Origin of the sequence: Flavobacterium sp. CS20 (assembly GCF_018080005.1) — a bacterium.
GTDB lineage: Bacteria > Bacteroidota > Bacteroidia > Flavobacteriales > Flavobacteriaceae > Psychroflexus.
The window spans coordinates 2635007-2654638 of sequence record NZ_CP073015.1; the positions used below are offsets into that span (position 1 = coordinate 2635007).

At 35.5% G+C, this 19632-nt stretch carries 18 protein-coding genes; 8 read left to right on the forward strand and 10 right to left on the reverse strand.

All coding sequences use genetic code 11. The features are described 5' to 3' along the window. Window positions 1-35: 35 nt before the first annotated feature. Window positions 36-1910 (reverse strand): DNA topoisomerase IV subunit B, encoded by a 1875-nt coding sequence (locus IGB25_RS12545; protein WP_211066924.1) that lies wholly within the window; start codon window positions 1908-1910, stop codon window positions 36-38. A 320-nt stretch (window positions 1911-2230) separates the two neighbouring features. Between IGB25_RS12545 and IGB25_RS12550 the strand changes: the two genes are divergently transcribed. The 4 genes from IGB25_RS12550 to paaZ all read left to right on the forward strand — a co-directional run bounded on the left by IGB25_RS12550 (window position 2231) and on the right by paaZ (window position 6908). Then, a complete protein-coding gene (locus tag IGB25_RS12550; protein WP_211065291.1) occupies window positions 2231-3433 on the forward strand; it encodes an acetyl-CoA C-acyltransferase in 1203 nt (400 codons plus the stop codon). Between the two features lie 370 nt (window positions 3434-3803). Next, window positions 3804-4052 (forward strand): ribbon-helix-helix domain-containing protein, encoded by a 249-nt coding sequence (locus IGB25_RS12555; protein WP_211065292.1) that lies wholly within the window; start codon window positions 3804-3806, stop codon window positions 4050-4052. Next, window positions 4042-4380, forward strand: coding sequence for a type II toxin-antitoxin system PemK/MazF family toxin (locus IGB25_RS12560; protein WP_247653520.1), 339 nt, complete (start codon window positions 4042-4044; stop codon window positions 4378-4380). The genes IGB25_RS12555 and IGB25_RS12560 overlap by 11 nt, the downstream gene beginning before the upstream one ends. 137 nt (window positions 4381-4517) lie before the next feature. Beyond that, window positions 4518-6908 carry a phenylacetic acid degradation bifunctional protein PaaZ gene (gene paaZ / locus IGB25_RS12565; protein ID WP_247653761.1) on the forward strand — a complete coding sequence of 797 codons (2391 nt, stop codon included), beginning with the start codon at window positions 4518-4520 and terminating at the stop codon, window positions 6906-6908. A 6-nt stretch (window positions 6909-6914) separates the two neighbouring features. On the opposite strand, the gene IGB25_RS12570 is transcribed toward paaZ, so the two are convergent. From IGB25_RS12570 to rho, 8 genes are all read right to left on the reverse strand, one after another. Next, window positions 6915-8696, reverse strand: coding sequence for an ABC transporter ATP-binding protein (locus IGB25_RS12570; RefSeq protein WP_211065293.1), 1782 nt, complete (start codon window positions 8694-8696; stop codon window positions 6915-6917). Next, window positions 8674-9450: a tRNA pseudouridine(38-40) synthase TruA gene (truA, locus tag IGB25_RS12575; protein WP_211065294.1), complete on the reverse strand. Its 777-nt coding sequence runs from the start codon at window positions 9448-9450 to the stop codon at window positions 8674-8676. The genes IGB25_RS12570 and truA overlap by 23 nt, the downstream gene beginning before the upstream one ends. A 73-nt stretch (window positions 9451-9523) precedes the next feature. Next, window positions 9524-10831, reverse strand: coding sequence for an HTTM domain-containing protein (locus IGB25_RS12580; protein WP_211065295.1), 1308 nt, complete (start codon window positions 10829-10831; stop codon window positions 9524-9526). After that, a complete protein-coding gene (locus tag IGB25_RS12585) occupies window positions 10828-11763 on the reverse strand; it encodes a bifunctional riboflavin kinase/FAD synthetase (RefSeq protein WP_211065296.1) in 936 nt (311 codons plus the stop codon). Before IGB25_RS12585 ends, IGB25_RS12580 begins: the two co-directional genes overlap by 4 nt. Window positions 11764-11769: 6 nt before the next feature. Then, window positions 11770-12336 (reverse strand): aminoacyl-tRNA hydrolase, encoded by a 567-nt coding sequence (gene pth, locus IGB25_RS12590; protein WP_211065297.1) that lies wholly within the window; start codon window positions 12334-12336, stop codon window positions 11770-11772. A gap of 147 nt (window positions 12337-12483) precedes the next feature. Further along, complete coding sequence (locus IGB25_RS12595; protein ID WP_211065298.1) at window positions 12484-13134, reverse strand: 50S ribosomal protein L25/general stress protein Ctc; 651 nt, start codon at window positions 13132-13134, stop codon at window positions 12484-12486. A gap of 20 nt (window positions 13135-13154) precedes the next feature. Continuing rightward, window positions 13155-14096: a ribose-phosphate pyrophosphokinase gene (locus IGB25_RS12600; protein WP_211065299.1), complete on the reverse strand. Its 942-nt coding sequence runs from the start codon at window positions 14094-14096 to the stop codon at window positions 13155-13157. A gap of 166 nt (window positions 14097-14262) precedes the next feature. After that, entirely contained in the window at window positions 14263-15984 is a 1722-nt protein-coding gene (rho, locus tag IGB25_RS12605) for a transcription termination factor Rho (RefSeq protein ID WP_211065300.1), read from the reverse strand. Between the two features lie 274 nt (window positions 15985-16258). Between rho and IGB25_RS12610 the strand changes: the two genes are divergently transcribed. The 4 genes from IGB25_RS12610 (at window position 16259) to IGB25_RS12625 (ending at window position 18675) form a co-directional block, all read left to right on the forward strand. After that, window positions 16259-16588: a DUF4293 family protein gene (locus IGB25_RS12610; protein WP_211065301.1), complete on the forward strand. Its 330-nt coding sequence runs from the start codon at window positions 16259-16261 to the stop codon at window positions 16586-16588. Between the two features lie 256 nt (window positions 16589-16844). After that, window positions 16845-17237: an acyl-CoA thioesterase gene (locus tag IGB25_RS12615; RefSeq protein ID WP_211065302.1), complete on the forward strand. Its 393-nt coding sequence runs from the start codon at window positions 16845-16847 to the stop codon at window positions 17235-17237. Window positions 17238-17557: 320 nt separating this feature from the next. Beyond that, window positions 17558-18490, forward strand: a complete 933-nt coding sequence (locus tag IGB25_RS12620; RefSeq protein ID WP_211065303.1) for a M20/M25/M40 family metallo-hydrolase — start codon at window positions 17558-17560, stop codon at window positions 18488-18490. Then, complete coding sequence (locus tag IGB25_RS12625) at window positions 18490-18675, forward strand: SDR family NAD(P)-dependent oxidoreductase (protein WP_211065304.1); 186 nt, start codon at window positions 18490-18492, stop codon at window positions 18673-18675. Before IGB25_RS12620 ends, IGB25_RS12625 begins: the two co-directional genes overlap by 1 nt. Window positions 18676-18905: 230 nt before the next feature. Here the strand turns inward: IGB25_RS12625 and IGB25_RS12630 are convergent, their stop codons facing one another. Beyond that, complete coding sequence (locus tag IGB25_RS12630) at window positions 18906-19622, reverse strand: T9SS type A sorting domain-containing protein (RefSeq protein ID WP_211065305.1); 717 nt, start codon at window positions 19620-19622, stop codon at window positions 18906-18908. Window positions 19623-19632: the final 10 nt, after the last annotated feature.

A 19632-nucleotide genomic window follows, 5' to 3' on the forward strand; every position in this document is an offset into this window, starting at 1 on the left:
TAATTTTATAGCCTAAACATTGTAGTGGAGAATGTTTAAGCTTCAATTTCCTCTTCAAGATCTTCCACCAAATCAATTTCTAACCTAAGATTGTCAATGATAAACTCTTGACGGTCAGGTGTGTTTTTGCCCATATAAAATTTTAAAATCTCTTCGATGCTTTTGTTTTTGTCAAGCATAATTGGATCAAGACGGATATCGTCACCGATAAAGTTTTTAAACTCATCAGGCGAAATTTCACCCAGACCTTTGAAACGTGTGATTTCTGGGTTTTTGCCGAGTTTTTTTATCGCTTCTCTTCGCTCATCTTCAGAGTAGCAATAAATGGTTTCCTTTTTATTTCTAACTCTAAATAAAGGTGTCTGCAAAATATACAAATGCCCTTCACGAATCACTTCTGGAAAAAACTGCAAAAAGAACGTGATGATCAACAAGCGAATATGCATGCCATCTACATCGGCATCGGTGGCAATCACAATATTGTTGTAGCGCAAATCTTCAAGCAGATCTTCAATGTTTAAAGCGGCTTGAAGCAAGTTGAATTCTTCATTTTCGTAAACAATTTTTTTGCTTAAACCATAACTATTCAAAGGCTTTCCTTTCAAGCTAAATACTGCCTGAGTATTCACATCACGAGATTTGGTAATGCTTCCACTCGCCGAATCGCCCTCAGTGATAAACAATGTGGTTTCTAAGTTTCCTGCTTTTGAAGTATCGCCCAAATGAATGCGACAATCTCTTAATTTCTTATTGTGCAAACTCGCTTTTTTAGCTCGTTCTTTTGCCAATTTTCTGATGCCAGATAAGTCTTTTCGTTCTTTTTCGGCTTGAAAAATTTTGCGTTGAAGTTTTTCTGCTGTTTCTGGATTTTTGTGCAAGTGATTGTCTAATTTTCGCTTGACAAAATCCAAAATATAAGTTCTTACCGTTGGCAATTCGCCACCCATATCGGTTGAGCCAAGTTTGGTTTTTGTTTGACTTTCAAAAACGGGTTCCATCACTTTAATGCTTACCGTCTTTGCAATAGATTTTCTAATGTCGCCAGGGTCGTATTGTTTGCCGTAAAAATCTCGAATGGTTTTTACGATAGCTTCTTTAAAAGCGGTCAAGTGCGTGCCACCTTGAGTGGTGTGTTGACCATTCACAAACGAATGATATTCCTCGCTATATTGGGCTTTGCTAAAGGTCATCGCCACCTCAATATCTTCACCTCGCAAATGTATGATTGGAAATAGTCGATCTTCAGTTCTAATATTGTCACTCAACAAATCCTTTAAACCATCTTCAGAATAAAACTTCTGTCCATTAAAAACTATGGTCAATCCAGGATTGAGATACACATAATTTTTAAGCATTTTTTCCACATATTCACTGCGGTAATTGTATTTCTTAAAAATTTCAGTATCAGGCACAAAAGTTACTTTCGTACCGCGTCGGCGAGAGGTTTCGTCTAAGTCTTCTTTGTTTTTAAGCTCGCCCAATTCAAACTCGGCTACTACCGATTTATTATCCCGATTAGACTCTACTCTAAAATATTCAGACAACGCATTCACCGCCTTTGTTCCAACACCATTCAGCCCCACCGATTTTTTAAAAGCCTTGGTGTCATATTTTCCGCCCGTATTCATTTTAGACACCACATCAACCACTTTGCCCAACGGAATGCCACGACCGTAATCTCGCACAATCACACGGTTATTTTGAATAGACACCTCAATGGTTTTGCCCACGCCCATCACATATTCATCAATCGAGTTGTCCAAAACTTCTTTCAGCAAAATATAAATGCCATCATCCGCACTCGAGCCGTCGCCAAGTTTGCCGATATACATTCCAGGACGCATGCGGATGTGCTCTTTCCAGTCCAGCGATTTAATATTATCTTCCGTGTAAGCCGTTTCTTTAACCATCAAATCAAATTTTAATGCCAAGATAAGACATGTTTTTAAAATCACGAAATTTCAAAATATATAATTTGGGGCTTCCGTCGCTCCAAAGTCGCATCGGCGGGCTTTCGGCAGTCGCTTTGCCACGCTTATGGCGTGGCAAGAGCTCCGACAATGCCTCAATCCCTAAGCCAGACCAACATAGAATGGACGGTTGTTATTGTCACTTTGTTAACTAACACAAAAAATTATATTTTAAAGAAATATCAATAATTTGCCAATAACTTTACATAATTCTATAAAAACCCTTATTTTTAGACTTCAATTTAAAGATATTACATTCTATGAATTCATATATTATTGACGGTATCAGAACACCTATTGGAAATTACAAAGGCACACTTTCACCCGTTCGTACCGACGATTTAGGGGCTTTAGTTATCAACGAAATAGTCAATCGAAATAATAACATACCAAAACATGCTTTTGATGATGTCATTTTAGGTTGTGCCAATCAAGCTGGCGAAGACAATCGAAATGTAGCACGAATGTGTTTATTGTTAGCAGGCTTGCCGTATTCAGTCCCAGGTGAAACGGTTAACCGCTTGTGTAGTAGTGGTTTATCAGCAATTATTCATGCCCATCGTGCCATAAAAACAGGCGATGGAGATTTGTTTATTTCAGGTGGCGTAGAACACATGACGCGTGGAATGTTTGCTATATCCAAAACCTCTTCGGCTTACGGAAATGACGCTAAACTCTACGATACCAGTTTTGGCTGGCGATTTGTCAACCCAAAAATGCAAGAAATGTATGGCACCGACGGTATGGGTATGACCGCTGAAAACCTTGTTGATATTCATAAAATATCTCGTGAAGACCAAGACGAGTTTGCTTATAACAGTCAAATGAAAGCTACAAAAGCTCAACAAAATGGTCGATTAGCAAAAGAAATTATTGAAGTCAAAATCCCTCAGCTTAAAAAAGACCCAATCATTTTTAAAGACGACGAGTTTATAAAACCACAGACCAAACCTGAAATTTTAGCCAAGTTAAGACCAGCTTTTCGTAAAAACGGAAGTGTTACCGCTGGCAATTCCTCAGGTTTAAATGATGGAGCAGCGGCAACAATTATAGCTTCAGACAAAGCCGTAAAACAATACGGTTTAAAACCCAAAGCCAAAATATTAAGTTCAGCCGTAGTCGGTGTTGAACCCAGAATTATGGGCATTGGACCCGTTGAAGCTTCAAACAAAGCTTTAAAAAAAGCAGGTTTGAGTCTAACAGATATGGACATTATTGAGCTTAACGAAGCCTTTGCAAGACAATCTTTGGCTTGCATACGTGCTTGGGGTCTAAAAGACAACGACCCACGTATCAATCCCAATGGTGGTGCCATAGCCATCGGTCATCCACTTGGCGTCACAGGGGCAAGACTCGCCAATACCGCCGCCTTAGAATTAGAACAAACCCAAAAAAAATACGCCCTAATCACTATGTGTGTCGGTGTCGGACAAGGCTACGCCTGTGTAATTGAGAGATGCTGAGCGTAGCGAAGTCCCGAGAGCGAAGCGATTCGGGATGTGTCGGTGTCGGACAAGGCTACGCCTGTGTAATTGAGAGATGCTGAGCGTAGCGAAGTCCCGAGAGCGAAGCGATTCGGGATGTGTCGGTGTCGGACAAGGCTACGCCTGTGTAATTGAGAGATGCTGAGCGCAACGAAGTCCAGAGAACAAAGAGATTCGGGGCTGAGCGCAGCGAAGTCCAGAGAGCAGAGCGATTCGGGAAAGTTCCAAGAGCATAGCGATGTATAATTTAAAGAAAACGAATTTTAAAACGATCTCGATGTTTAAAAAATATTTATAAATTATATTTATATTTTTTAAATATGATTTATATTTGAATAAATGCAATATTATGGCAACTTATACTTCAACACTACCTGACAAGTTATTGGCAGAATTAGACCAAACCGCCAAACAGCTTAAAATTCCAAAAAATAAGTTGATTGAAAAAGCTATAAGCTTTTATCTTGAACAAATGGATAAAGCGACTTATAAAGCTTCATTTCAAAGAGCCTCTAAAGATCCAGATATGATAGAAATGGCCGAAGAAGGTCTACAGGATTATGTAGAAATGCTTGAAAAATTTGACAATGAAGATTAGACAATCAGAAATTTGGCAAGTCTATTTTGATCCAGTTGTAGGAAACGAACAAGCTGGTAATAGACCTGCAATAGTCGTTAGTGGGAATACTATGAACAAATATTTTAATGTGTTATTAGTATGTCCATTAACTTCATCTTTAAAAAATTACAAAGGTCATCCTATTATCAAACCATCGCCAGAAAATGGTCTTCAAGCTACTTCAGAAGCTTTGGTTTTTCATATTCGCTCAATTTCTAAAAAGCGGTTTAAGAAAAAAATTGGACAAATAAACCAAACCGAATTAGGCAAAATAAAAAATACTTTAAATAAACTTTTAGATTATTAATTTCATTTAAAAACAACTATGCAAACCACACAAAGTTATATCAAAGGACAATGGACGCAGGGTCAAGGAGATGGTCAACCTATCTATGACGCTGCAGCAGAGAACATTTTACCAATATCAATATAGAAGGATTTGATATTCCTGAAGTTTTAGCTTACGGGCGAAAACACAATAAAAGTTTGAGTCAAATGACCTTTCAGGAACGTGGATTAATGCTAAAAAAACTCGCTTTTTATCTTCAAAAAAAACGAAGAGATTTATATGAAGTCAGCTATCGCACAGGAGCTACCAAACGCGATTCTTGGTTTGATATTGACGGCGGTATCGGCAACTTATTTGCCAATGCTTCGTTGAGAAAACTTTTTCCCAATTCACCTTTTGATGTGGAAGGCGACCCGATAGATTTGTCTCGTGGCGGTCGATTTATGGCACATCATATTCTTGTGCCAAAAGAAGGTGTGGCAGTGCATATCAATGCGTTTAATTTTCCTGTTTGGGGAATGTTAGAAAAATGTGCGGTCAATTGGATGGCTGGCGTACCAGCCGTGGTTTTGCCAGCACCACAATCAGCCTATTTGACCGAAGCAACTGTAAAACACATCATTGCATCAGGTATTTTGCCCGAAGGTGCACTTCAACTGATTAGTGGCACGGCAAAAAATATTTTAGACAGTGTTCAATCTCAAGATATCGTGACGTTTACTGGCTCAGCTTCTACAGGTAAATTGCTTAAAAATCATCCGCAATTACTCGAAGAGTCCGTGCCGTTTACGATGGAAGCTGATTCGCTTAATGCTAGTATTCTCGGTGAAGATGCCAAATTAGGCACGCCAGAATTTGATTTATTTATCAAAGAAGTTCGCAATGAAATGACTGTGAAGTGTGGTCAAAAATGTACTGCCATTCGCCGTATTATTGTACCTGAAAATTTGATAGATGATGTGCAAAAGGCTTTAAGTCAAGCTTTAGACAAAGTTACGATTGGCGACCCACGTTTAAAAGAAGTTCGGATGGGTTGTTTGGTGGATAAGCAACAACTGGAAAGTGTAAAATCTCAAGTTGAAAAAATCACCAAAACTGCAGAAATGGTTTATGGTGATTTTGAAAGCACCAAACTTATTAATGCTGATTTTGAAAAAGGTGCATTTATCAAACCTATTTTATTAAGAGAAAACGAACCTTTTAAAAACGAAGCCGCTCATACAACAGAAGCTTTTGGAATTGTAAGTACCTTGATGCCATATAAAACGATTGATGAAGCTGTAGAGCTATCAAAAAAAGGTAAAGGCTCTTTGGTGAGCTCAATTTTTACCAACGATGATAAAATTGCTACAGCTTATACCATTCAAGCAGCATCTCACCACGGTCGAATTTTAGCGATTAACAGAGAATCAGCCAAACAAAGTACGGGTCACGGCTCGCCATTGCCAAATTTGGTTCACGGTGGACCAGGTCGTGCCGGTGGTGGAGAAGAAATGGGCGGTAAACGCGGGATTAAGCATTTTATGCAACGTTGTGCCATTCAAGGCAGTCCAACAACATTAACCGAAATCACAGGTATTTATCAACCTAAATCGGCTTATAAGGCGTCAAAAAAACATCCTTTTGCTTACCATTGGGAAGACATTCAGCCTGGTATGTCGCTTGAAACGCATAAACGCACTTTAACCGATTCGGACATCATTAATTTTGGAAATTTAACTTGGGATCACTTTTATGCTCACACTGATATCACTTCACTTGAAGGTAGTATTTTTGAAAAACGCACAGCTCACGGCTATTTCATCATATCAGTCTTTGCAGGATTGTTTGTTTATCCCAACAAAGGACCCGTTGCCGCCAATTACGGACTCGATGATATTAGGTTTTTAAGACCTTTGTACCATAATGATACCATTTATGTGCGATTAACTTGTAAACAAAAAGTTGATCGAGAGCCAAAAGGTAAGGAGTTGCCTAGCGGAATCATTAAGTGGTATGTTGAAGTTTTTGATGCGATGGAAGACGATCCCGAAGACAAATTAGTTGCCGTGGCGACGATACTCACTATGGTTCAAAAAAAGCAAACCACTTTTCCTGAAATAAGTCGGAATTATTTAGAAGAAAAATTAAAACTACTCAAGCCTGACACCAAACCCAAATGGGGAATGATGACGGCTCAACATATGATTGAGCATTTAGAATACGGTTTAAAAATAGCCAAAGGCGATATTCAAGATTTTGAAATAGCTACTCCAGAAGATCATCTTGATAAAGTTCAGGAAACTTTGTATAATTATGAAAAAATGCCAAAAAATTATAAGATGCCATTGATGAATGAAGGAAAGTTAGAAGACTTGCAACACGGTGATTTAACAACGGCAAAAGAAGCCTTATTAAAAGCTTATGACAAATTTCATCTTTATTTTAAGGAAAACCCAGATGCTATTACTAAAAATGCGGTATTTGGAGAACTCAACTATTTTGAATGGAAACTCTTAAACCGTAAACATTTTCATCATCACTTTGAGCAGTTTGGATTGGTCTAAATATATCTATTTAACAGTTACAGAGTCATTTTTGTTTTCAAATTGAGCTTTGTACAAGTTGTTATAATATCCGTTAGCATTTTTTAAAAGTGTGTGATGTGTTCCCGTTTCAACAATATGCCCTTCGTGCATGACAATGATTTTGTCTGCATTTTTCACAGTTGCCAATCGATGAGCAATGATGATTGATGTGCGATTTTGTGTGATTTTATCGGTTGCGTTTTGAATCAGTTGCTCGCTGTAACTATCAATAGAAGATGTAGCTTCATCCAAAATTAGAATACTGGGTTTACAGACGTAAGCTCTTAAAAATGCAATCAGTTGACGTTGACCAGAAGACAGCATCGCACCGCGTTCTCTTACATTGTAGTTATAGCCACCAGGAAGACTCATGATAAAATCATGAACACCAATAGATTTTGCGGCATTTATCACATCTTCTTTTGTTATTTTTTCGTCGTGCAAAGTGATATTATAAAAAATACTCTCTGCAAATAGAAATACATCTTGCAAAACAACGGCAATTTCTTTTCGCAAAGCAGAAAGCTCGTAATCTTTAATGTTTTTATTGTCGATCAAAATTTGTCCATCTTCGATATCGTAAAATCGTGTCAGCAAATTGATTACGGTGCTTTTGCCAGCACCTGTAGCACCAACAATTGCAATAGTTTCACCAGGTTGAACCATAAATGAAATGCCTTTAAGCACATCTTCATCTTTAATATATTTAAAGCGAACGTTTTTAAATTCAATATGACCATTGAGTTTTTGTGGAATTATTTTTCCGTGATTAGGAATATAGGCTTGAGTATCTAGTATATTAAAGACTCTATTGGAAGCTACCATGCCCATTTGAAGTGAATTGAATTTATCAGCAATCTGTCTAAGCGGTGCAAATAACATTCTAACATATTCTATAAAAGCCACAATTATCCCTAAACTCAATGTATCAGATTCTACGATGCGTAAACCACCATACCAAACTAACAAACCTATAGTAACAGAGATTGACATCTCAGCAATGGGAAAAAAGATAGAATTGTAAAGTACTGTTTTATTCCATGCTTTTTTGTGTTTTTCGTTAATGTCTTTAAATTTTTCATATTCTTTTTGTTCACGATTAAAAATATGAACGATTTTCATTCCTGTTAAGCGTTCTTGAACAAATGAGTTGAGATTAGAAATCTGGGTTCTCACTTCTTCAAAAGCGACTTTCATTTTCCTTTGAAAAATCCTAGTAGCTAGAAACACAAACGGTAAAACGGTTAGCACTATTAGTGTAAGATGCCAACTTTTATAAAACATAAAGAGGAGAACAGCAAGCATTTTGAGCAAATCGCTCAAAATCATGAATAAGCCTTGACTAAAAATACTTGCTATTGTTTCTATATCGCTTACAGCTCTTGTTACCAAACGTCCTACGGATGAGGTGTCAAAATATTGCTTTTTAAAATTGATCATGTGATTAAAAAGCTTAACTCTGATATCTCTGATAACCTCCTGTCCAAGCCAATTTGCAAAATAGATAAAAGAGAGTTGAAAAATCACTTCTCCTAACAGGACAACTATCATCCAAATGACCATTTCAACTAACAGATCTTGGTTTTTTTCAGGTAGTGCATTGTCAATAATAAGCCCGAGTAGATGCGGTCTTAACATCCCTAATGCGGCAAGTGCAAGTGCAGAAAATAACACAAAATAAAAAGTGCTTCTGTAAGGTTTTGTAAAACCTAAAACACGCTTAAATAATTTGATATCAAATGCTTTACCTGTCTTGTTTTGAGCCATAAATAGAGTTTAGTGGATAAGGATAAACTATTTCTGTAAGGTATAAACCTTTTGCGGGTACAGATTTGCCTGCATTTCTTCTATCTTCTGATTTTATGATATTTATAAAGTCTTCAAAAGTGTTTTTCCCCAAGCCAACATCAACAAGGGTTCCAGATATTGCTCTGACCATATTTCGCAAAAATCGATTTGCTGTAAGTTCAATAGTTATAACATCACCATCTACTAAAATGTTAGTAGAGATGATGTTACAATTAAAATTTTTTACAGCGGTTTTCACTTTACTAAAACTTTTAAAATTATGAAAACTGGTCAGTTGTTGAACGCATTTATGCATAAGTTTAACATCTAACGAATTTTTGATGTAATATGCAGAATCTTTTTCAAATGGATTTTTTTGAGTTGAAATACGATATTGATAAGTTCTCGAAACGGCGTCAAATCTGGCATGTTGATGTAAACTGACTTCAAATATATCTTGAACAGCAATATCATGAGGTAAGATAGTGTTCAATTTGTAAATAAGATTGGGATAAGTATTTTTTAAATCTGAAGTTGTATCAAAATGTGCTATAAATTTTTTGGCATGCACGCCTGTGTCTGTTCTACCAGCTCCCATAACTTCAATATTTTCTTGTAAAGCGGTTGATATAGCTTGGTCTAAACTGGCTTGAATGCTTGGTTTTTCTGGTTGTTTTTGCCAACCTTTATAAGCTTTACCCCAAAATGAGCATTGTATAAAATAGCGTTTCATATCATGGTTATTTATAAAAAAACCCTAAGTCTAAATAACAAATTCTATAATGATTTTTAAATGATAAAAATAATTAATCATCATATAGCAAAACCCAATCGTTATGGAAAAAGTAATCCCATTCGGCTTTTGCCATATCTTGTTTAGGGTCTATTAGTGTTTTGTAGGGTTTGCCATTAACGCTCACTTTAGAGCTGACATAAATTTCGATGTCTTCACCTTTTGCTTCATATTCTTTTTTTAAACGTTGAGAAAACTGCCATATACCATCAGGTTTAGCTAACATACGTTGTTGTTTTTCTGTGAGATAGTCGTTTTTTTTGACGTAAAAACTTTTGCCTGAGTTTTTATTGACAATTTTTATAAGGGTTGATGAATTTTTGGATCTCAACATCATTCGCCAACTCATACGGTGACCTTCTTCTGTCCATAGCACATCGCCTTTTATAAACCAATGTCTTAATGGCAGACAAAACTGAACAACAAACCATAGACCGATAAAGCCAGTTAAAGCCTTATGATATTTAGGTAAACTGATTTCAGCTTGATTATAAAAAGGTTTTGATTTTAAAAATTTTCTATGGATAAAATCTTTTGGATAAAAAAACAAGGTGAACGCCAATGACATATAAGGAAAGATGCCTATTTGAAAAATAAAACTGTTAAACAAATGAAAGAAAATGCTGATAAAAAACGCCACATTTCTTGTTTTTTTCCACAGTAATGCTGGTACGATGAGCAAATCAAACAAGATTCCGAAGTAAGCGATAACATAATGAACCCAAGTTTGCTGCAGGAAATCACCAACCAATAAAAAATGTGATTTGCCTTGCATAAGTTGTTTTGGGACGGTGGCATCCAACCAATCAGGATATATTTTGGCAACCGATGCATAAGTGTAAACTATCCACAATTGAGCAATGATGAAAATGATCACCCAGTTGGGCATATGATGGCTTTTTAATTTTGGATTTAATTTAACGTCAACAGATTTATACCGATGTGCAGGAACTATACACATAAAAATCAGTATTAAAATAAGAAGATAGTAATGATTGTTGTATGAACTTTTTTGCATTAAATATACAGCAATCCACATCAGTGTATAAATAATGATGTTTAACCTGTATTTAAAGCCAATCATGACAAAAAAACCAGCCAAACCCATGACGATGTAATAGACATACATCCAATGACCAGGTAGAGGTTGTAAAAAATCAAAGCCGATAAAATTAAAGGTGAATTCAGGTTTGATGAGTGTTTGCTTGATCCAACCCGTAAAAATGGCTCCCCAAGCTTCGGCAGTGATGAGAAAACCGAAGATGATTCTAAACACAATTAATGGTGAATTATCTATTTGTTTGAATAGAATAGCTTTCATTGAAGGGTTTTGATATAATTTATTGAAAAGGCTTTATCTTTTTGCATTGCAGCTTTTAGAGCGACCAATGAGTCAAATTTTCTTTCATCTCTGATGCGTTTTAGCAATTGTATTTCAAGAGTTTTACCGTATAAATTCCCTTCAAAATCAAAAAAATAGGTTTCTACAGACTTCCTGTTGTCTTTAGCAATCGTAGGATTGTGACCAATATTCATCATACCAAAATACGGTTTAGAGTCTATTTCAGCACAGACCACATAAACACCTTCTTTAGGAATAATTTTGTAGTTTTCTTCTATATATAGATTAGCTGTTGGATAACCTAAAGATTTACCAAGTTGCCTGCCTTTGACCACTTTTCCTGTCAACACAAAAGGTTTTGATAAATATGTATTGGCTAAATCTATTTGACCTTCTGTGATGGCTTTTCTTATTTTTGTTGAACTTACGGCAACATCATCAATATCTTGCTTTGAAATTTCTTCAACTTCAAAATGATAAGTTTTTGCAAAAGCTTTTAAATCTTCAATATTAGCTGTGCGATTTCGTCCAAACCTGTGGTCGTAACCTACAATGACAACTGCTACGTTTAGTTGGTCAACCAAATATTGTTTGATGTAGTCTTCAGCTTTGAGTCTTGAAAATTCTATGGTAAAAGGTTCAATGACTAAATAGTTTAATCCAGTATCAGATAAAAAACGAATCCGTTCGTCTATGGTGTTGATGAGTTTCAAATCTTGATTTTGTTGTAAAACCATTCTGGGATGCGGAAAAAAAGTCAATAACACAGAGTCTAAATCTTTGGTTTTAGCAACCTGATTTAATCGATTAATGATTTTGCGATGCCCCAAATGCACACCGTCAAATGTGCCGATGGTTACCACCGTTTGACGTTGAGGTTTAAAAGCAGATGCAGATTTAAAAGTTTTCACATTAAGTTATTTTCCATTAAAATCATTCATAGTGTTGTGTATGCCAGCTAATCCAAAGCTAATAATGGCTTTTGAGGCTTTCTCTAAACGTTCATCTAAAGATTTTTTTTCATCACTATTCCAAGTGCCTAAAACATAATCAATTTGTTGACCTTTAGAAAACTGGCTACCAATACCAAATCTAAATCTCGGGTATTGGTTAGTGTTTAGTGTATCTTGAATGTGTTTTAAACCGTTATGCCCACCGTGGCTACCTTTGGCTTTAATTCTTAATGTGCCAAAATTTAGATTGATATCATCTGTAACGATGAGGAGATTTTCTATTTCAATATTTTCTTGTTGTAACCAATAATTTACTGCTTTTCCGCTGAGGTTCATATAAGTGTTAGGTTTGACTAAAACAAAAGTTCTTCCTTTGACTTTTAGTGTGCAAATATCTGCAAGTTTTTCTGTTTCAAAAGTTAGTTCATTTTCTTTTGCCAGAGTGTCAAGGATTTCAAAACCAATATTGTGTCGTGTATTTTGGTATTTCAAACCTGGGTTTCCCAAGCCAACAATCAAAAATTTCTTCATTAGGTTTTATAAAAAAATGATATTCAAATTTAGGGTAAAAAAAACAATAGCTCAAAAAACACGGGGTTAATTTCTATTTGGTCTGGCATAAAAAAAGTCGCCTCAATTAAGATTAAGACAGCTTTAAAAGTATTGAATAGCGTTGGTTTATTCTTCTTTTTTCTCTTCAGAATCTTCACTTGCTTCTGCACTTTCTTCTCCTTCAACAGCTTCGCTTTCTTCGTCTTCGTCAGCACTTTCAAGTAATTCAATATTACGAGATGTTCTCACTTGACAAATCACGGTGTTGTCTGGGTGAAGAATTTTATAGTCATCACTTTTAACAGCCGTAGTGTAAAGTTTTTGACCAATTTTAAGTGGTGTAACATCTGCAATGATATAGTCAGGCAAGTCTTTAGCCAAACCTCTTACAGACATTCTACGTAAGTTAAATCTCAATACGCCACCATTTTTAACCCCTTTTGGAATACCTTCAGCGTGAACTGGAATTTCCATAGTGATTTCTTGGTCATCTTCAAATTTATAGAAGTCCATGTGCAAGATTTCATCTGTTACTGGATGAAATTGGATATCTTGCAAAACGGCGTTGATTTTTTTACCATCGTCAAGCACCAAATCTACGGTGTGAACATCTGGTGTGTAAACCAAATCTTTGAAGGCAATGCTTGGTGCTGAAAAGTGCATGACATCATTCCCTCCGTATAATACGCAAGGAACCTCTCCAGCATTACGTAAGGCTTTTGTTGCTTTTTTGCCTACGCTTTCTCTTTTAGATCCTTTGATCGTAATTGATTTCATAGTTGTTTAATTGAATTTATTTACATTAAAAATTTTGAACTTATTGATTTGTTGTGATGCACAGCTTTCATAACATCAGCAAATAAAGTCGCTGAGCTCACCACTTTTATTTTTGAACTCTGTTGTCTAAGTGGAATACTATCTGTAACAATGAGTTCTTCTAATTTTGAATTTTCTAGTTTTTCGTAAGCATTGCCAGACAAAACAGGGTGCGTACAAACAGCTCTTACCGTTTTTGCACCACGCTCAATCATTAGATTGGCAGCGTGAGTTAATGTTCCAGCAGTGTCCACAAGGTCATCGACTAAAACGACATTTTTTCCAGTCACATCACCAATCAGCTCCATATGCGAAATCACATTGGCTTTTGCTCTTTGTTTATAGCAAATCACAACATCAGATTGTAAAAACTTAGAATAGGCATAAGCTCGTTTTGAACCGCCCATATCTGGTGAAGCTACTGTGAGGTTGTCGAGATTGAGATTTTTTAAATATGGAAGAAAAATAGTAGAAGCATATAGATGATCGACGGGTTTTTCAAAAAATCCTTGAATTTGGTCGGCATGCAAATCCATTGTGATAATACGTGTAGCACCAGCGGTTTCAAGCATTTTAGCTACCATTTTAGGCGCAATAGGCACACGTGGCTTGTCTTTTCTGTCTTGTCTCGCCCAACCAAAGTAAGGCATTACAGCCGTGATATGTCTGGCTGATGAACGCTTAGCGGCATCTAACATCAAAAGCATTTCCATCAAATTATCACTGCTTGGGTGAGTAGATCCAATAATAAAAACGCGAGTTCCTCTTACCGATTCTTCGAAAGAAGGTTGAAATTCGCCATCACTAAAATTGAGACGATTAACTTTACCTAAGGGAATACCATAAGATTCTGCAATAGCTTGGGCTAAAGTTTCACTTTGTGAACATGGAAAAATTTTAGCAACTTTTTCTATTTCAGACATCTTTAAAAATACTTTCTTTTTATGGTTTGCAAAAGTAAAAAATAAATTTGAGCTATTGGAGGTATAGTCACTTTAAATTCTGAAGTCACAAAATGGCGAAAATACATGATTCAATAGGGTTTAAAATATTGATTTTTTTATTGGATTAATCAACTGTTCGATAAAATTAACCATTCATCGACACCAAAAACTCTTCGTTGCTTTTGGTTTGTTTGACGCGTTCGTTGATAAACTCCATAGCTTCTATTGGGTTCATATCGCTCAGGTATTTTCTCAACACCCACATTTTTTGTAAGGTATTTTCATCGAGTAAAATATCATCGCGACGTGTGCTTGAAGCATTAAGATCAATAGCTGGAAATATTCTGCGGTTTGCAATTTTGCGATCTAACTGCAATTCCATATTACCTGTGCCTTTAAATTCTTCAAAAATCACTTCATCCATTTTTGAGCCTGTATCAATAAGTGCAGTGGCAATAATAGATAATGAGCCTCCGTTTTCTATGTTTCTTGTCGCACCAAAAAAGCGTTTAGGTTTGTGCAATGCATTGGCATCTACACCACCACTTAACACTTTGCCACTGGCAGGTTGAACCGTATTGTAAGCTCTAGCCAAACGCGTGATAGAATCTAAAAGAATAACTACATCATGTGCACATTCTACCAATCTTTTGGCTTTTTCAATAACAATATTGGCAACTCTAACATGCTCATGTGCTTCTTTATCAAATGTTGAAGCTACAACTTCGCCTCTTACATTTCTTTGCATATCGGTAACTTCCTCAGGGCGTTCGTCGATAAGCAATACAATTTGATACACCTCGGGATGATTGGCCGCAATGGCATTTGCTATATCTTTAAGCAACATGGTTTTACCCGTTTTAGGTTGAGAGACAATCATGCCTCTTTGACCTTTTCCAATGGGCGAAAACATATCAATAATCCGAGTTGAAATTGTAGAATCTCTATCCGCTATATTTAGTTTTTCCTGTGGAAATAAAGGCGTTAAATGTTCAAAAGACACACGATCTCTGACCACTTTAGGGTCAATACCGTTTATCTTTTTTATTTTAATCAAAGGAAAATACTTTTCACCTTCTTTTGGCGGTCTGATTTCACCAAGAACGGTATCACTTGTTTTTAGACCAAAAAGTTTAATTTGAGATTGAGACAGATAAATATCATCAGGTGATGACAAATAATTGTAATCTGATGATCTCAAGAATCCATATCCATCTTGCATTATATCCAAAACTCCTTCAGACTCAATTAAGGCATCAAACTCATAATTAGGATGTCTGTATTTATTTTTGTTTTGAGAGTTATCATTTGGATGAGAAGGTTTTGACGATGGCTGATCCGTATTTTGCGTTTGGTCTTTAGATGGAGTTTTAGGCTGGTTTTGTTTGCTATTACTCCGATTAGACTCTTTTGATGTTGGTTTTTGAGACTCTTGCTGATTTTGACTTGGGCTTGAAGACGACCTTTTATGACCTTTATTTTGATTATCAGAAGGAGTGTTTTGTTTGCTTTTTGGTGACTGTTCAGGTTTTGATTCCTTCTGCTGGTTGGTGGGTTTTGATCTGGAATTATTATTCCGCCTTGCATTTGAACTACTCGATTGAGTTGTTTTAGACTTTTGATTAGGCAAATGTTTTTGACTGTCTTTCAGCCTGTTACCATTATCAGATTTGGTTTCAGATGTCGAACCGTTTTTTTGATTTTCCAAATAAGCTTTTACATCTTGTGGATTTGTGGCTTGATAGTCTAATATCTTGTAAACCAAATCCAGTTTTTTGAGTCCTCTAAATTTAGGAATAGATAATTCTTTAGAGATTTGTTGTAATTCAGTCAGTTTTTTTGACTTTAAATCTATGATTTCAAACATGTATATAAAATAGGTTTGTTGTTAGCAATTGTAAAATTGTTCAATTTAATTCAGGAAGAAAATTTTTGTTGAAAATAAAATGATAAGTTGTGTATGAGATACATACAACTTTGCAGTGCAATTATACAACTTTATTTTGTTTTCCCTATAATTTTTCAAAAATAATCCTCTATTTTTGCATTCAAATTAATTTAAATATGATTCAACGCATTCAAAGTGTGTACTTGTTTTTAGTAATTTTAGCCAATGCTATTCTGCATTTGCTCTTGGGGAATTGCTCAACAAAATTGCTAGTTTTATTGAAAACTTTGAAATTGAATACGTTATCTACTTTTTATTAGTTGCTGTGTTGTCGCTATGGAGTTTGATTACTTTCAAAAAACGAAAGTTTCAACTCAAAATAGGTCGACTTAATTTATTTGTGAACTTTGTCGCCTTAGGCTTTTTGACATATTGGTTGCTAATTCTACCTGGAGAAATTAATTTTTCTGAGAAAGGTATTGGGCTAGTCATACCCGTCATTTCTATCGTTTTTATTGTTTTGGCTCAAAAGGCTATCAAAAGGGATGATGAGCTCGTAAAATCTGCTGACCGATTCAGATAGCCTTTGCCTTAGTATATTAGTGCACCCTGACGATGCTGTCAGGGTTTTTTTTGAACTAAAATCGAAGCAACCCTGACGATATTGTCAGGTTTTTTTTTTTTTTTAACACTGGGAGTGATTTCAGAGAATTAATACAACCCTGACGATACTGTCAGGGTTTTTTTTATAAGAAAGATTTATATGTCATAATTTCAATCAACTCATAATTACATTATCTCAAATCAAATTTCACTAAATTGCATAAAAATAAAAAGTTATGAGATTTCATACCCGAAAATGGATAAAACCTGAAGACCTCAACCCCAACGGCACTTTATTTGGCGGTCGATTATTAGAATGGATAGACGAAGAAGCCGCACTTTATGCTATCATTCAACTTGAAAATCACAAAACCGTCACCAAATACATTTCAGAAATTGACTTTGTAAGCTCAGCCAAACAAGGCGAAATTGTAGAAATTGGCATTGAAGTCGTCAAGTTTGGCACGGCTTCACTCACCTTAAAATGCGAAGTTCGCAACAAAATGACACGGCAAACCATCGTCAAAGTCGATAAAATAGTCATGGTCAGTTTAGACGACCACGGCAAAACCAAACCCCACGGCAAAACCAAAATAGAATTTGTAAAAAACCGCCTCAATGACGACTAAACAGTTTGTTTTAATCGTTGATTTCCCAAAATCTTTGTAATTTAACTTGTAGTTCTTAACCACTGACCGCAAAACGACAAATGCCCAAAAGAGCTTCCGTTGGTCGCTTTTTGTGCAAGTCGTTTAAAACGCGTTCATTGGTCAAGAAGCTACCGCTACAATACCTGTCGCAATTTTGAGAATGATAAAACATTATCGTAAATAAAATCTCAATTTATAAAAAAACAAGACAATTTTCACATATAATTTTGCTTGTAAAAAACACGTTGTGGTTTAGAAAAATCAAATATATCCTATATCTTTACTTCAAATTTTATGTCATGCTAAAATCAAGTTATACTTTAAGTGTTATGTGCATCATATTTTCATTAGAAATTTTAGCACAAAATTCTGAAATTAAAGACATTAACACACAACTTGAGTATTTAACATCTAATGATTTAAACGGTCGCTTAACTGGCACAGAAGGTTCAGATAAAGCCGCAACATTCATATCAAAATACTTTCAAGAAATTGGCATAAAACCTTATTATGAAACTTACAGAGATACTTTTTACATCACAAAACAAACCATGACTTACAATGTCATTGGTCATATCAAAGGCAGAGATCCACTTTTAAAAAATGAACCGCTCATTATAGGTGCACATTTTGATCATATAGGTATCAAAAAGGCTATTGATGGCGACAGCATTGCCAACGGTGCCAACGATAATGCATCTGGAACGGTTGCCGTTATGCAATTGGCCAAAGCTTTAAAAGATACCAAACCCAAACGCCCTATTTTATTTGTGCTTTTTGATGCCGAAGAACAAGGTTTACTCGGCTCTAAATATTTTGCCGAAAAACTAAAAAGCGAAGACATCAAACCCTATGTGATTTTTAATGTTGAAATGATTGGTATTCCTATGAAAGATAAACCTCATCAAGCTTATCTCACAGGTTATGAAAAATCAAACTTTGCTGAAATCTTTAATGCTTATGCTGACAAAGAAATTCTTATCTTTTTACCACAAGCAAAAGACTATAAGCTTTTTAAACGAAGCGACAATTATCCTTTTTACCAAAGTTTTGAAATTCCTGCACATTCGGTTTCTACATTTGATTTTACCAATTACGAATATTATCATCACGTTGACGACGAAACCCAACTACTCAACCCTGAACACATTCAAAACTTAGTCAATTTATGGGTTGAACCTCTTTTAAAAATAGCAAATCATTCAGAAAAACTTATTAAACTCAATAATTAATGTCTAAACACATTGTCATCACAGGCACAAGTCGTGGCATCGGTTTTGAACTCGTAAAGATTTTAGCAGGTCAAAGCTATCATATTTATGCCTTATCTAGAAACTCACAACCCGTTGCAGAGCTTAACCTTGAAAATGTCCACAGTTTATCAATAAGGCTATTGAGGATGAGTTGTCTGAAGTAACTATTTGTTCTATAGTCCAATCATGATCTGTAAATGGTTATATTTGCGCAGAAAGTGAAATAGACAAAATAAAAAGAATAAAAATATATGCGTTTCTCATAATGTCTGCTTTTAATTTATGATAAGATTCTCTGTTTCTATTATCTCAGCATTGGCAAATAGGACTGACAAGGTATTTGCAATGAAACATTTGATATACAAACATGAAAATTAACACATTATCACATTAATTATTTCTTAACCAACTTATCCCTTAAAACCCCAACAGCTGTTTCAATTTCTAAAATATAAACTCCTTGCTGTAATTGACTCACATTGATTTGATGTTCTATTTTACCTTTTTCAGACACCAATCTTCCACTTAAATTATAAATTCTTAAACTCTCTATTGCTATAGTTGAACTTTCTACATGCAACACGTCTTTTGCAGGATTGGGGTAAATAGATATAGATTCTTTTAAAAATTCTTCCTGACTAAGGTTATTAGCGTAAAAAGTCGCGACACTTCCAGCCAAATTGGTAATATGTAAATAGACCAAACCTCCAGAATATGTAAAATCATAAGAAAAAGGACTATAAACCAAACCATCAGGGGTTGTGGTTTCTCCGCCTTCTTGTAATATAAAGATATTATGGAAGTGGTCTGCTATATTGGTTAGATTAGGTGTTGTGATACAGCCAAATGTATGCTCAAATTGTTGATTTTGGTTGTCAAAATTATACTCACCTATGCAACCTGAAAAATCAAAAACGTATTGTTCAAGAAAGCCATCATAAGAAATTAATAATTGATCATAAAACCCACTTGGAGAAGGGTCAGCTAGAATCGTGATACCTTCAGATGTTTCAATTTTTTCTATTGTCCAATCATGGTCCGTAAATGGAGCTATTTGGGCTTTTAAAGAAATACTTATTAATAATATAATTGATAAAAATAGAGTCTTCATAACAACGATT

Bases quoted from the DNA above. Each gene is read 5' to 3' on its own strand.
- IGB25_RS12545 (WP_211066924.1), bottom strand. From the start codon at position 1,910: ATGGTTAAAGAAACGGCTTACACGGAAGATAATATTAAATCGCTGGAC.
- IGB25_RS12570 (WP_211065293.1), bottom strand. From the start codon at position 8,696: ATGGCTCAAAACAAGACAGGTAAAGCATTTGATATCAAATTATTTAAG.
- IGB25_RS12550 (WP_211065291.1), top strand. From the start codon at position 2,231: ATGAATTCATATATTATTGACGGTATCAGAACACCTATTGGAAATTAC.
- IGB25_RS12620 (WP_211065303.1), top strand. From the start codon at position 17,558: ATGCTAAAATCAAGTTATACTTTAAGTGTTATGTGCATCATATTTTCA.
- IGB25_RS12580 (WP_211065295.1), bottom strand. From the start codon at position 10,831: ATGAAAGCTATTCTATTCAAACAAATAGATAATTCACCATTAATTGTG.
- pth (WP_211065297.1), bottom strand. From the start codon at position 12,336: ATGAAGAAATTTTTGATTGTTGGCTTGGGAAACCCAGGTTTGAAATAC.
- IGB25_RS12630 (WP_211065305.1), bottom strand. From the start codon at position 19,622: ATGAAGACTCTATTTTTATCAATTATATTATTAATAAGTATTTCTTTA.
- IGB25_RS12600 (WP_211065299.1), bottom strand. From the start codon at position 14,096: ATGTCTGAAATAGAAAAAGTTGCTAAAATTTTTCCATGTTCACAAAGT.
- rho (WP_211065300.1), bottom strand. From the start codon at position 15,984: ATGTTTGAAATCATAGATTTAAAGTCAAAAAAACTGACTGAATTACAA.
- IGB25_RS12625 (WP_211065304.1), top strand. From the start codon at position 18,490: ATGTCTAAACACATTGTCATCACAGGCACAAGTCGTGGCATCGGTTTT.
- IGB25_RS12615 (WP_211065302.1), top strand. From the start codon at position 16,845: ATGAGATTTCATACCCGAAAATGGATAAAACCTGAAGACCTCAACCCC.
- IGB25_RS12595 (WP_211065298.1), bottom strand. From the start codon at position 13,134: ATGAAATCAATTACGATCAAAGGATCTAAAAGAGAAAGCGTAGGCAAA.
- truA (WP_211065294.1), bottom strand. From the start codon at position 9,450: ATGAAACGCTATTTTATACAATGCTCATTTTGGGGTAAAGCTTATAAA.
- IGB25_RS12555 (WP_211065292.1), top strand. From the start codon at position 3,804: ATGGCAACTTATACTTCAACACTACCTGACAAGTTATTGGCAGAATTA.
- IGB25_RS12560 (WP_247653520.1), top strand. From the start codon at position 4,042: ATGAAGATTAGACAATCAGAAATTTGGCAAGTCTATTTTGATCCAGTT.